We start from the raw sequence: 13,534 nt of genomic DNA, 5'->3' as shown, positions 1-13,534 counted from the left end.
ATAAAAATCATAGCAGGTGGATGCCCAGATGAGTTTGCCTGATTTTTCCTTCTTTTTCGAGTTTTTTAAGCACGCGGGTAATAACCTCGCGCGAAGTGCCCAAATCCTGGGCAATTTCGCGGTGGCGTATATCCAGGAAGGCCGTGTCCTTAAGCCGGCTTTTTTCAACCAGGTAGTCATACAACCGGGCATCCAGCTTTTGAAAAATGAGTTGGTGCAGTGTGTCTATTAATTCAGAGTAGCGATTGTTGTATAGATCATAAAACAGGTTATTCAGTTGCGGGTATTCGTTTATCCATCGCTCCAGCTTTTGTGAAGGAAGGAGTAGTAACGTGGTACGCTCTTCGGCAAGCGCAAAAATCCGGCTGGGCTGATTTTTGATGCCGGCCAGAAACGACATCACACAACTTTCGCGGGGCCTGATGTAGTACAATAGTAACTCCTTGTCTTCGTAACGGGTAAAAACTTTCACCAGCCCATCAAGTACAATGGGTATCATTTTAACCAACTGACCTTCTTTCAGGATTTCGGCACCGCTTTCCAGTTCGGTTGCGGTTCCTTCGGAGGCAAACTGTTTTTGTAACGCTTCGCTGAGTTGGGGCAGCGTTTTTTTCAAAAGCCAAAGATCAACGGGCATGGGGGGTTAACAGGTTTTTTTCGTGTGCATTACTCTCAATTTTAGCACGTGAAAAATAAACCTTAAAATGCGTATCCTTAGCCCAGCCTTCAAAAAGATTTCGATAAAATACACTGCGCACATCACCGCTTTGCCCGGGCGAATTCGTAAATGTTGTATTATCCCAGTCGGAAACATCGGCCACCATCCTGAAGGTAGCCCCATGGCTTTGGTTATCGTTGTTGCTGGTTACATTAGGTGTAGAGGCTGATCCGCCACGCGGTAAGGGCCCGCAGTTGAAAATCTTCTGCAGCGAATCGCTCAGGGCATTGCTCAGCGGATGTTTAATATGTATGTGATGGTAGGCCGGCTGGCCGTACTGCCAGTTTTTAGTATTGGAGCCAAGTTTTACAGTAAGCTGTTGAACGGCATCCTCAAAGCAAGTTTTTAAAAAGGTGCTTCTGGTGCCCAACTCCGGCCGGTTAACGGCTATCCAGTGGATTACTTTTCGAAGTGAAACGCCCCGTATTACCGGGCGGGCTTTTTCAGGCACAAAAAGCGGATACGCCTTTTCTATCAACCTCTTTTCCCAGGCCATATACACTGCGGCTTCAACTGAATTTTTGTCCAGCATGTAGTTCCATCGCAACAACAGATTTTTTAAACTGTCGGTTTTTGCACCAGAAAATGAAATGTCTTTCAAATAAGGTGTGAGTCGGCTAGCCGGAAGGGAATAGTAATCGAATTGCAATTGTGCTAAATCAGCCTGGCTGAATTTTTTATTTTCCGATAACACGGCTTCAATGCGTTTTGCGCGGCTGCTGTCGGCCCATTCCCAGCCCACTGCATGGCGGTGAGGGTAATCAGCCGGAACTAAATTTTCATTAGCGGTTGCCCAGTAACCTTTTTCCGGATTATACAGATGAGGAAGTTCTCTTATAGGCAAAAATCCTTCCCACTCATAACGGCCATCGCCCGGTACGGGCACCAGGCCATCCCAGTTTTTACGCACCGGTGCGATGCCCACCACCTGCCACCCGATGTTGCCGGCTTTATCGGCCCAAATCATGTTTTCGCCCGGTACGTGGCTGTACGAACAGGCTTCACGAAATTCTTCCCACGTTTGGGCGGTGTTCATCCGCAGGCTGGCCAGGTACGGTGCACCTCCCGGCTCAAGCCACGCACATCGTACAGCGTATGCTTTGTTACGTTTTTTATCGATGAAGGTAACAGGACCGTGGCGGGTGTATTTGTGTGCAACGTAAACATCGCTTGCATTTTTAACACGGATGGTATCGTGCACCACTTTCATATTTTCCCAGTTGCCTTTATACCGGTACTGTAGTTCGTTTTTCGGATTAAGTTCGTACACCATCAAATCTTCAACATCAATATTAAACACGGTTAAACCCCATGCGCCATACGCATTGTGGCCGATGGAAACTCCGGGGATAGTAGGCTCTCCGCCTCCCACTACATTCCAGCCTGGGGCGTTTAAGTGAACGATGTAGCGAAGCGAGGGTACGGTAACGGCCCGGTGCGGGTCGTTGGCCAGCATGGGCAAGCCTGTCGTGGTTTTGCTGCCGCTTACAATCCAGTTATTGCTGCCGATGGTTCGGTCAGGATCAGTGAAAAGTTCTGTGAAAGTGGGTCTGTCGGTACCTGCAACTTGTTGAAATTGTTTATTGTGGGATGAGGCACCTTCGGCCAGATGGTTTGGTGTAAATAAAACAGGTTTACGAAAGGCTTCGTACAACCCGATAACAGGTTCAAACAAACCGGATGCATCAATGGACGGGTCGAGTGTTAACCGGGGCGTACCGGGCTCAAAGGCCTTCAGGTCTTTTACTTTTTCGACCCCCAGCAGGGCCACAGCCCTCGCAATATTCAGTTCATCTGTTAAATTTCCCAACAAACCCTGGTGACGCGACACTACCAGCTCGGGCGTCCAGTAACCGGGCTTAATTCCCAGCAAACCGAATTCGGTCGGCAGCAACTCCGGATTTTTTTCAGTTTCGGCTATGAATGCATTGATGCCGTTGGTAAAGGCGGTAATAATTTCTTTTCCGCGAGGATGATAATGATTGAACTCCTTCTCTAAATCACCGCGGTATTTAAACAGGCGCGCACCGATATCGCGCTGCGCCTCATCTTCACCCAGTATTTCGGAAAGCGTTCCGGAAGCCTGCCTGCGCCACACCTCAAACTGAAAGAGCCGGTCTTTGGCCGCACAATAGCCCTGTGCAAAAAAAAGGTCGTGTTCATTTTGAGCAAAAATATGGTTGATGCCTGCCGAGTCGCGAAATAGTTCAACGGGTTTTAGCAGGCCCGGCACCACCAGTTCAGTTGCTTTTTGCTTTTCTGTTTGGCAGGCAAAAACAAAAAGCAAAGCGGCAAACCAAATTTTCATGAGGAGGCAATCTTAAGCACTGCGTCAACAAACCGATCCAAATCGCGGGTGGTGGTGTACACGTGGGGTGTAACGCGTACACAGCTGATGTTTTCCCATTTAATACCGGTGGTGTGAATCTGGTGCTCATTGAAGAGTTTGCTCACCACATCATTCGGGTCCATGCCGTCAATCGAAAAGGTGCCCAGCGCGCAGGCATATTCGGGTTTCATAGAGATGTGCAGTTTAACGCGTGGGTTTTTCACTACCTTTTCGCACCAGTAGTTTTTTAAATAGCGCAGGCGTTCTTCTTTGCGTTTGCTGCCAATGGCGTTATGAAAATCAATGGCCTGGCCGATGGCCTGTTCGGGTGCGAACGACCGGGTACCGAGTGTTTCAAATTTGCGGATGTTGCTGTCGGTGGGTTTATCGTTGGGGAAGAGCGGCCACAATCCTGCAATGTTTTCCTTCTTTACATACAGCATGCCGGTGCCGAAGGGTGCGCTCAGCCACTTATGCAGGCTGGTGCCATAATAATCCGGACTGAAGTCGGGTAGTTTAAAATCCATGTGGGCAAAGGTATGGGCGCCATCTACAATGGAAATGATGTTACGTTTGCGCGCTTCTTCACATAATTTTTTTACGGGCAGGATCTGGCCTGTCCAGTTAATCATGTGGGTGATGTGCCAGATTTTTGTTTTGGCGGTGGTGGCGTTAATAAACTCCTTAACGAAGGTTTCGTCATTTTCTACTGGCAGGTTAAAGCTGATCCATTTGATTTTAATGCCATCGCGCATTTCCTTTTGTTTCCAAGCCTGTACCATGTTGGGGTAGTCCTGTTTGGTCATCACAATCTCATCACCCTTATTTAAAGTCAAACCCCAGGTTACTGTATCCAGTGCCTCGGTGGCATTGCGGTTAATGGCCAGTTCTTCGGGTGATGTGCCGGCCAGGTCAGCTAACTTTCTGCGCAGTGGCTCACGGCCTTTGTCCAGTATCTGCCACATATAATAGGTAGGGGCTTCGTTGCTCAGGTGGTAGTAACGGTCAACGGCATCCTGCACAACTTTCGGCTGCGGGCTCACTCCGCCATTGTTCAGGTTCATAATGTTGGGCGATACCGTGTAGGCTTGTGCCATCCGCGCCCACAGGTCCTCATCCGAAGCCGCATCAAGCGGACTAAGTTTATTAAGCGACTGCAAGGCATCCGTTACATCTTCGGCAACAGCTTTTGCGGCCAGTGGAGCCAGCGAAAAGGCCCCGGCAAAGCCGAGGGCTTTTTGCAGGAAGTTTCTGCGGTTACTCATGGGTTCAGGTATTTGAATGGAAAGTAGAATTTTTTCTGATAATCTGCTTCCCCGATTTTGCCAAAGCACTAATCTTTATCTGAAAGGAGGGAATCAATGATCATGGTTGCCGTGTGCAGTCGTTCCTTCAGGGTTCCGCTAAGTTTGGTAAACGGAACATTCAGTTTTAACAACTCCTTGCGGTAAACTTCAAGAAAATATTCGCGTTTGTCGGGGTGTTCGCGCTGCGGATCAGCCTCCCAGGGCACATCAATATCGGTAAGAAAATGGTGGTGGTAATACTGGTTGGTTAGCCATTGCGTTATGCGATTATCACATGCGCCATACTTGAACTCACTCCAAACTTTAATCACAATAAGGTTGGTATCACAAATCAATACGCGGTTGGCCTGCTTTGCCAGGTTTTCTTCTGATTGAAGTTGAGCTTGTGCAATAACAAATAAATCACCCTGATGATAGGGCCTGGTTAACCCCTCAATATAGGTACGGGCAAACTCCGGCACCCACACGGTTTGATAGTGACGGGCCAGTGCTTTTGAAAGGGCAGTTTTACCGGTGCATTCGGGGCCAACAAGGGCAACCCGTTTTACCAAAGCGCGCTTTACCGTATCCATAAGGCCCAAAATGGCATATTTTATTATCTTTCAGAAAATCAGGTACTCGTGAAGCGCAGAAAAGCACTGAAGCAGATTGGTTTAGGTGTAACAGCCGGCCTTACTTTGCCGGCATGGCTTAGTTCGTGCGATAAGGAAAGCCCCGGCCCGGAGATAAACTACGATGGCGTAGTAGGTATAATTGGTGCCGGTGCTGCCGGACTGATTGCGGCCGACATCCTGATATCGAAGGGTGTTAAAGTAAAAATTTTTGAAGCCACCGGCAGGGTAGGCGGCAGGGTGTGCTCTTTGCACCGCACCGATGCACCCAGCGATTCACTGATTTTCTTTCCGAACAATTACCCGTATTCAGATTTTCCGTTTGAACTGGGTGCCGATCGGGTTAATGGATCCAATTCAAAATGGGGAGAGATTCTGAAAATCCGGAAGGTACCCACGGTTAATTTCAGAACCCTGAGTGCCGACCGGTATGTGCTGGATAATGTTGTTAAAACTGAAGCGGAGGCTTTATTAAATTCTGATTTCGTCACGGCAAAGACCTTCAGAGATAACTTCTCAACTTTTACCGGAGGGGCGGGGCTTAGTGTGGAGCAGGCAGCAACCAACGCTGGTGTTGTTGCCAGTATGCAAGGACTTGTTAATTCATGGCTTGGAATACCGTATGGCTCATCCCATGGTCGTATTGGTGCCCATGCGCTGGCTAATGGCCTTTCATTAGTTGAGCATGATGGTGTTGAGTTGACCTTACGAAACAACCCAATGCAGGATACACTCCTTTCGGTTTACAGCCGGGTGGTGTCCGGTATTAAATTCAATACAATTGTGCAGTCGGTAAACTATGCTGGCGATGTAATTGAAATAACGCACAGTGGCGGAAGCGAGACCGTAAATAAACTGATTGTAACTGTACCCGTATCGATCCTCAAAGCGGGCGATATTGCTTTTTCACCCGGCTTGCCGGCTTCAAAATTAACCGCCCTGAGCCGCATCGGCATGGAAGCCAGTATGCGGATCCTTATTGAGTTTAAACGCAACTTCTGGGGCGAAGATGTGGCCGCGGTTATCGGCAGCACGGAGGCCCCGATGATGCTGAATGCCGGTGTTGGGCGAAGCACCTTAAATAAAGCGCTGAGCATTACCGTTAACGGGCCGAAAGCGGAGGCGTATTCACTCATGACGGGCGACCAGGTGGTGGAGAGCATCATCGCTGAGATGGATGTTTGGTTTAATGGCGATGCTACCGAAAACGTGCGCAGAAGTACCCTGGCTGGCGAAGAGAATAAGCTGCTCTATACCATTAAAGACTGGACCAAAGACCCCTTTGCCAGGGGAGGATTTTCATTTCCGTTAACGGGGGGCCTTCCGGCCGACCGGGATGCGCTGGCTGCGCCCGTTGATGGCAAACTGTTTTTTGCAGGCGAAGCAACCGACACCACCGGTGAGTTCGGCACGGTGAGCGGTGCACTGAAATCAGGCGAACGGGCCGCCTTTGAAGTGATTGACACGATTGTTCCGTAATAGTCGTCCTACGACTTGAAGTCGTAGGACGACTTATTCTTTAGAAGAATAATGATACCCGATTATCAAACTATTATGTTGCCACTACTCCGAAGGGTTTCGGACAAGGCTGAACACAAGTTTCGTGACATAATTGAACAATTATCAGTAGAATTTGGATTAACCGAAAATGAAAGAAGGGAGTTGCTACCAAGTGGAGTTCAGCCAATATTTGATAATCGTGTCGGATGGGCTAAAACTTATTTAAAAAAGGCCGGCTTGATAGACACTCCTAAAAGAGCTACTATTACTATAACCAACCGAGGCCTTGACGTCTTAAAAAGGAATATCAATTCGATCGATGTCAAATTTTTAAAGCAATTCCCTGAGTTTGTTGAATTTCAACCGGCCAGGCGATTAGAAAGCAGTACTGAAAATGATTCCGATACGAATGAGGAAAAAATAATTCAAACGCCAGAAGAAACCCTTGAAGCCGCCTACCAAAGGATCAGAAAATCATTAGCTCAGGATTTGATTAACCGGGTTTTAAATCTCTCACCCCCTTTTTTCGAGCGACTTGTTGTTGAGTTGCTGGTTAAAATGGGTTATGGGGGATCAATAAAAGATGCAGGTAAGGCGATAGGAAAAAGTGGTGATGAAGGAATTGATGGCACTATTAAAGAAGATAAGCTTGGTCTTGACATTATTTATATTCAAGCAAAAAGATGGCAGCCGGGCAATGTTGTCGGACGCCCGGAATTACAAAAGTTTGTAGGGGCGTTAGCCGGACAAGGAGCTAAAAAGGGAATATTTATAACCACCTCCTCATTTACCCGTGATGCCTTGGATTATGTGCCTAGGAATGAAACTAAAATAGTTTTAGTGGATGGTGACAGACTTGCACAACTTATGATTGATTACAACATTGGCGTTACCAGTGTTAGTAATTATGAAGTAAAAAGGATTGATAGTGACTACTTTGGTGAGGATTAATGGTAGTCGTCCTACGACTTCAAGTCGTAGGACGACTCAGGCTCATTTAATTATCAAACGCCAGTATTGACTTCTCGATAATATCGCAGCATTCGTGAAGCTGCTCTTCGGTAATAACCAGCGGTGGCGCCAGCCGAATAATGTTGCCGTGTGTAGGTTTTGCCAGCAAGCCGTTTTCGGCAAATTTTAAACAAATGTTCCAGGCCGTTTCACTCTGCGGTGTGTCATTGATGACGATGGCATTAAGCAAACCCTTGCCGCGCACCAGCGTAACCAACTTTGTTTTTTTAATTAATGCATTCATCCGCTTGCGGAAGACTTTTCCAAGCCGCTCGGCATTGTCGGCAAGTTTTTCATCCTTCACTACCTGCAAAGCCTCCATGCACACGGCAGCGGCCAGCGGGTTGCCGCCAAACGTGGAGCCATGCTCCCCCGGTTTAATAACCAGCATAATGTCATCATCGGCCAACACAACTGAAACCGGCAGTACACCACCGCTCAAAGCTTTACCCAGAATCAGCAAATCGGGCCGCGCGCCCTCATGATCGCTTGCCAGCATTTTACCGGTGCGCGCAATACCGGTTTGGATTTCATCCATCATTAACAACACATTGTGTTGCTTGCACAATTTTTCCGCAGCCTTCAGGTAGCCGTGAGCCGGAACGTACACACCGGCTTCGCCTTGAATAGGCTCAATCCACAACCCGCACACGTTAGGGTTGCTCAGTGCTTTTTCGAGGGCAGGTATATTATCGTAATCCACCAGTTCAAAACCCGGCATAAAAGGTCCGAACCCTTTTCGTGCAGATGGATCGGACGAAGCAGAAATAATGGAAGTAGTTCGGCCGTGAAAATTTTTCTTTGCGGCAACAATCACGGCTTCGTATTCGGGTATTTCTTTTTTGGTGTAGCCCCACTTGCGGGCCAGCTTAATGGCGGTTTCGTTGGCTTCGGCACCGCTGTTCATAAACAAGGCCTTATCATAACCAAAGGTTTCGCATACAAATTTTTCGGCCAGGCCCAGTTTATCGTTATAGAAAGCCCGGCTAACCAGCGTAAGCTCTTTTGCCTGTTCAACCAGCGCGTTAATGATGCGCGGGTGGCAATGCCCCTGGTTAACGGCACTGTAGGCCGACAGGAAATCGTAATAGCGTTTGCCTTCCACATCCCACAGAAAAACGCCTTCGCCCCGGGTAAGTACCACCGGCAACGGGTGGTAATTATGCGCCCCGTAGCGGTCTTCTAATTCAATGGCTTTGCTGCTGGATGTGATTAAATCAGTCATAATCAGGATAGTTTCTGTTTAATAAAACGCTTTGCAAGTTACCAAAAGAGGCCTCGCAAACCCAATTTTGCCTGTTTTGCCGTTCCTTACGAAACTGACACAGGCTGTCAGGTTCTGGCTACCATCTTTAACCGGTTTACCCGCTAATTCACTTACCTTTAGCTTATGGAAAACGGATTGGATACCATTAAAGAGTTGTTTAACGAACTCCGGTCGTATTCGCTGTGGGACCGGTTGTTCCGCTGGAGAAGAATTAAATCCATGTTAATTGACACCAGTGCCGAATTGCAGCGGCTGGTTTCGGGGCTGGATGTGGCTCGTGCCGAAAATTCAAAAATGCAGGTAACGATTGACCGGCTGGTAGCCGATAAGGCAGATCTGCAAAAGGAAATTGCATCACTGAAAGAGAAGAACGAAAGTTTTTTAAAACGCGGCCAGGAACTGGCCAATGAAGTTGCTGCCATCCGCCAAAAAGTTGAAAGCACAGAGCAGGATAACCGCAGGCTGCGCGAGGAAAATACGCAGTTTAAAACACGGGAAGAACAGCGCAGAGCCGAGCATGAGCGGAACATTAGCCAATTGGTAAAATTGCGTGAAGACATTGTAAAAGAACGAAACGAAAAAGAAGAAAAGCAGAAACAGGCTGAGTACGAGCGGCTCCGTAAATTAAAAGAAACCTGGTCGCACCACGAAGCCGATGTAAAAAACCGGATTAAAATTATTTGCAGCCGGAATGGCGTAGAGTATGTAGATACCGTACCTTTTAAGGGAAAGCCCGACAACACCTTAAAGATTAATGACGAGTATATTGTGTTTGATGCCAAAAGCCCGGGCAATGACGACCTGTCCAATTTTCCGCTTTACCTGCGCAACCAGGCCGAAAGTGTAAACAAATATGTAAAGGAAGAAAATGTACGCAGAGAGGTATTTTTGGTTGTGCCAACCAATACACTCGAGGTAATTCAACAATTTGAATATAAGCTGAGCGATTATACGGTGTATGTTATCTCTACCGATGCGCTCGAACCCATCATTCTTTCGTTGCGCAGAATTGAGGATTATGAATTTGCCGAACAACTTAGTCCGGAAGAGCGCGAAAACATTTGCCGCGTTATCGGCAAGTTTGTGCATTTGTCCAAACGAAGAATTCAGATTGACGGTTTTTTTGCCAAGCAGTTTTTTGAATTGGTTTACCGCAGCGAAGCCGATTTGCCGAAAGATTTTCTGGACAAGGTAATTGAGTTTGAACGTGCCGAAAAACTTAATCCTCCCACCGAGCGGAGGGCAAAACAAATCAGCAACAAGGAACTGGCCATGCAGATACAGGAGCAAAAAGCCGATGCCGAACAACGTGGAATTGCTATGGATGAAGCGCTCGTATCAAAAAGCCTGGGCAAGCTCCCGCTGTATACCGATAAGCCGCAAGGACAGGAGCAGAAGGATTTATTTGAGTAGTAGCTTGTGATTGCAGAATGATTTGCATTAGACTAATCAAAATATAAACTAAACCCCTAAAACTATGGACATGAAAAAAAGACTCTTGGCTACCCTGGCCGGTTTTGTGGTATTCTTCCTCCTCGGCTGGTTGTTGTATGGCATGGTGTTGATGGATTTCTTTAACAGCAACCAGGGCACAGCAACCGGTGTGATGCGCGCAGAAACTGAAATGGTGTGGTGGGCACTGGTTGTAGGCAACCTGTTGCAGGCGTACCTGCTGGTGTACATTTTTGGCAACTGGGCCAACATTACCACCTTTGGCGGAGGTTTTAAATCGGGCCTAATCATTGGTTTGATTATTGGATATGGTGTTGACCTGACCATGTATGGCACCACCAACATCATGAACCTTACCGGTGCCTTAGTTGATCCATTGGTTATTGGCGTAATGATGGGCGCTACCGGTGGCGTGATAGGCGTGGTGCTGGGGAAAAAGTAGTTGCCGGTTGACAACAAGTGAAAAAGGCAGATCAAAATGGTCTGCCTTTTTGCTGCCTGCTGTTCTTCAAAAACTCTGTACTTTTATGTCGCCTATGAAACTTACACCTGACAACAAACTCAAGAAAATCATTGTTGTGGGCGATCGGGTTTTGATACGCCCGTCAAAACAATCCGACAAAACCGACAGCGGTTTATACCTGCCTCCGGGTGTTCAGGAAAAAGAAAAGATCCAGAGCGGCTATGTCATTAAAGTAGGTCCGGGCTACCCGCTGCCCATGCCTGCCGATGAAGATGACTTGTGGAAAGGCAAGGAAGATCAGGTAAAATACCTTCCGCTCCAGGCGCAGGAGGGGGACCTGGCTATCTTTTTACAGAAGGGGGCTATTGAAGTGATTTATGAAGGCGAGAAATATTTTATTGTTCCCCAGAGTTCCATTTTAATGCTGGAGCGTGAAGAAGAATTGTAATGCAGGGTCTTTCGTTTGATGTGCTTCGTGTTGGAAAAAAATACCGCTTAATCAATTTTGGCGAGGTAAACGAATTTGTAGTTGAGTATATTCTGGCTGATGGTGATTTCAAAGTAAAGAACCTTCATACACTCGAGCAATTTCTGCTCAAGGATTTAATCCGTTACGGTAAGGGCAGGGATTTTGAAATCCGGGAGATGGAGTAGCTACCCGGTTTTATCTTTTTTTCTCCCGATTTCCTTTAACGTGTTCAGGTTAACGGGCAGGTAGTGTAACAATAGTCCAACTACAATACCCACCAGGAAACCGTATGGCAAGCCAAACGCCAGCAAACCGGTTAGTATAGCAACAACAAGTCCTTTTTGATCGTGAGCCAGGTCGCGGATAAGCAGAATAAGGGCAGCACCTTCAAATAACAGAATTGTTCCAAGTACAGGTAAAGGAAAAACTTCAATCAGTTGATGAATACTGTTTCCGAAGAATATCCCAAGCAAAATAAATAGCGCACCGTATAGTATTACCGAGCCGCCTGTCCGGCCGCCAAATGTATAATGTCCAACCATACCCCCGGCCCCGTGGCAACAGGGTATGCCGCCAACCCACGGAGCAACAAGGTTCATGATGGAGTAGGTTAACCCGATTTTCCGAATAGTAAGGTCGGTGCGTTGCGGAAACAAATCATGTGCAACCTGACGTGTGGCTAATATGGAGTTGCCCAGTGAAAGCGGAATTTGCGGCAAGGCCAGTAACACGAAGCCCTTAGCAATGTCATCAATTGAAGGAGTATGTATATGGGGTAGTGTAAACCCAGCCGACCCGGCAAGTTCGTGCAGATTCAGTTTGGTTAGAACGGCATAAAGTATCCCCCCCAGGATAACGATAAGCGAAGCCGGATATTGGCGGTTATCAATCAGTGCAATAATCAGTACAAAAGCTATGGCTGCAATGATGAAGCCATTTAACCCGGTAGCGGGTATGTATTCTTTAAATGCCAGCAGGCATAAGCTAAGTCCCAAACCGAACTGGATGCCTCGAACAACTGCTTTGGGTACCCATTGAGCCAGTTTGTCCAGTAGTCCGGTTAGGGATAATATCAGCATCACTACCCCGATGGCGAGCCCGGCACCAAGCAGAATTGTTCCGGCTATTTTTTGGGAGATAACAATGGTGGCCATGGCCTTCAGTGGTTGCACTGGCATGGGCATGCGGTACACCAGCCCGGTAAAAATTTGCATCAGGCCAAACACAATCAGTACGCTGGGTGTATACAGGCCGGCCGCAAGAATCATGGCGACAATCAGCGGAAAGTCGGTGCCGATGTCGCCAAAAGCGCCCGCACATTCATTTCGATTGAACTTAATCTTACTAAGACTCATTGTTTCATGGATCTGATCCATTCGTGTATCAGATCAACTCCTTCCTGGTGGATCATTTTTTTGCCCAGTTCAGGCATCATCACGCCAGGGTCAGCCGAATTGATGCGGTAATACAGGATGGATTGTTCCGGTTTACCGGGAACGATATCATAGTTCAGCCCGCCCGAACCCCGGCCGGCCGCAACAGGGGGTTTGCCGATACCCAACTCAAATGGGTTTTTCACATCAGCAAGCAAATGAAGGCCACTGGTTTTTGCCGGCCCATCCGGGCGGTGGCAGTGGGCGCAATTTACTTCAAGCCAGGCGCGGGCGCGCAGTTCGAGCGCTTCGTTTTTATTATCGTAATCAGCCAGTCGTGGTACCTCATTAAGCGAGGGCAGATTATGCAGCAAACCTTGCTCAGCTAACTGCACAAGTTGATTTTTTGATTGTCCGCGGATTGTACCGTTAAGTTGCCTTGCTGTAGGCCCGATGGGCGCTATCTTATCGCCACGGAGGTGGCAGCCTTTACATTGGTTCATGTTCGGCACAGAATAATTCACCTGCTTTACGGTGCCGTCAGGATGTATCCACCGTATATCAATATTTTTTCCGCTCACATCCAGGTAGGCTTCGGTTTGTTCCTCGTTCCAGATGTAGGGCAGGGCTTTCCAGGTTCCGTTTTCCAGAATCAATAAGCGTGTTTCAAGGATGCGGATGTTTTCAGTCGGTTTTCTGAAATCAGCGGTATAGTAAAAGTTTTTAATAAGCACCGTGCCCTCCGGGAAATCCAGTACATTGTTAGCATTATAGTTGGCAAATGTGCCTTTAGGAAACCGGATGAATCGTTTTTTGTGCGCGTAATCTGTAAAGAGCGGTGAATTTAGTTCATAGTGGATGACCCCTTCTGCCGGTTCAAGATTTTTAAGGTCACCCTTAAAAAAGTTATAGGCCGAAAGCATTTTTTCTCCGGGGAGGGTAAGTTCAGTTTCTCCCAACGGCTGCTCCTCTACCACAACCACAGCAGGCTTTGGCCGGCTGCACGAAATAGCCAGCATCAGTACGGTTATCGC

13 protein-coding genes are annotated in these 13,534 nt (G+C 47.6%); 6 read left to right on the top strand and 7 right to left on the bottom strand.

Going from position 1 to position 13,534, the window contains the following annotated elements:
- Window positions 1-7: 7 nt before the first annotated feature.
- The 4 genes from HRU69_03370 to HRU69_03355 form a co-directional block, all read right to left on the bottom strand.
- On the bottom strand, window positions 8-637 hold the full coding sequence (locus tag HRU69_03370; protein ID QOI96584.1) for a Crp/Fnr family transcriptional regulator: 630 nt from the start codon (window positions 635-637) through the stop codon (window positions 8-10).
- Window positions 627-3,026: a penicillin acylase family protein gene (locus HRU69_03365; GenBank protein ID QOI96583.1), complete on the bottom strand. Its 2,400-nt coding sequence runs from the start codon at window positions 3,024-3,026 to the stop codon at window positions 627-629. Before HRU69_03365 ends, HRU69_03370 begins: the two co-directional genes overlap by 11 nt.
- Window positions 3,023-4,312, bottom strand: coding sequence for an aminotransferase class V-fold PLP-dependent enzyme (locus HRU69_03360; protein QOI96582.1), 1,290 nt, complete (start codon window positions 4,310-4,312; stop codon window positions 3,023-3,025). The genes HRU69_03365 and HRU69_03360 overlap by 4 nt, the downstream gene beginning before the upstream one ends.
- 68 nt (window positions 4,313-4,380) lie before the next feature.
- A complete protein-coding gene (locus tag HRU69_03355) occupies window positions 4,381-4,926 on the bottom strand; it encodes an ATP-binding protein (protein ID QOI96581.1) in 546 nt (181 codons plus the stop codon).
- Between the two features lie 48 nt (window positions 4,927-4,974).
- Between HRU69_03355 and HRU69_03350 the strand changes: the two genes are divergently transcribed.
- Both HRU69_03350 and HRU69_03345 read left to right on the top strand, forming a co-directional pair.
- Window positions 4,975-6,444 carry an FAD-dependent oxidoreductase gene (locus HRU69_03350; GenBank protein ID QOI96580.1) on the top strand — a complete coding sequence of 490 codons (1,470 nt, stop codon included), beginning with the start codon at window positions 4,975-4,977 and terminating at the stop codon, window positions 6,442-6,444.
- A gap of 48 nt (window positions 6,445-6,492) precedes the next feature.
- Window positions 6,493-7,416, top strand: coding sequence for a restriction endonuclease (locus tag HRU69_03345; GenBank protein ID QOI98810.1), 924 nt, complete (start codon window positions 6,493-6,495; stop codon window positions 7,414-7,416).
- A 46-nt stretch (window positions 7,417-7,462) separates the two neighbouring features.
- Here the strand turns inward: HRU69_03345 and rocD are convergent, their stop codons facing one another.
- Entirely contained in the window at window positions 7,463-8,701 is a 1,239-nt protein-coding gene (gene rocD / locus HRU69_03340; GenBank protein ID QOI96579.1) for an ornithine--oxo-acid transaminase, read from the bottom strand.
- A gap of 165 nt (window positions 8,702-8,866) precedes the next feature.
- On the opposite strand from rocD, the gene HRU69_03335 reads away from it, so the two are divergent.
- The 4 genes from HRU69_03335 (at window position 8,867) to HRU69_03320 (ending at window position 11,312) form a co-directional block, all read left to right on the top strand.
- On the top strand, window positions 8,867-10,156 hold the full coding sequence (locus HRU69_03335) for a hypothetical protein (GenBank protein QOI96578.1): 1,290 nt from the start codon (window positions 8,867-8,869) through the stop codon (window positions 10,154-10,156).
- A 70-nt stretch (window positions 10,157-10,226) separates the two neighbouring features.
- On the top strand, window positions 10,227-10,637 hold the full coding sequence (locus HRU69_03330) for a hypothetical protein (GenBank protein QOI96577.1): 411 nt from the start codon (window positions 10,227-10,229) through the stop codon (window positions 10,635-10,637).
- A gap of 94 nt (window positions 10,638-10,731) precedes the next feature.
- Entirely contained in the window at window positions 10,732-11,106 is a 375-nt protein-coding gene (locus HRU69_03325; GenBank protein ID QOI98809.1) for a co-chaperone GroES, read from the top strand.
- Window positions 11,106-11,312 (top strand): hypothetical protein, encoded by a 207-nt coding sequence (locus tag HRU69_03320; protein ID QOI96576.1) that lies wholly within the window; start codon window positions 11,106-11,108, stop codon window positions 11,310-11,312. The genes HRU69_03325 and HRU69_03320 overlap by 1 nt, the downstream gene beginning before the upstream one ends.
- Here the strand turns inward: HRU69_03320 and HRU69_03315 are convergent, their stop codons facing one another.
- A complete protein-coding gene (locus tag HRU69_03315; GenBank protein QOI98808.1) occupies window positions 11,313-12,482 on the bottom strand; it encodes a transporter in 1,170 nt (389 codons plus the stop codon).
- Window positions 12,479-13,519: a hypothetical protein gene (locus HRU69_03310; protein ID QOI98807.1), complete on the bottom strand. Its 1,041-nt coding sequence runs from the start codon at window positions 13,517-13,519 to the stop codon at window positions 12,479-12,481. Before HRU69_03310 ends, HRU69_03315 begins: the two co-directional genes overlap by 4 nt.
- Between the last annotated feature and the right edge of the window lie 15 nt (window positions 13,520-13,534).

It is taken from the genome of Flammeovirgaceae bacterium, assembly GCA_015180985.1.
GTDB lineage: Bacteria > Bacteroidota > Bacteroidia > Cytophagales > Cyclobacteriaceae > UBA2336.
The sequence above is the reverse complement of the archived record's forward strand: the minus strand, read 5'-3'. Positions and strand labels throughout refer to the sequence as shown.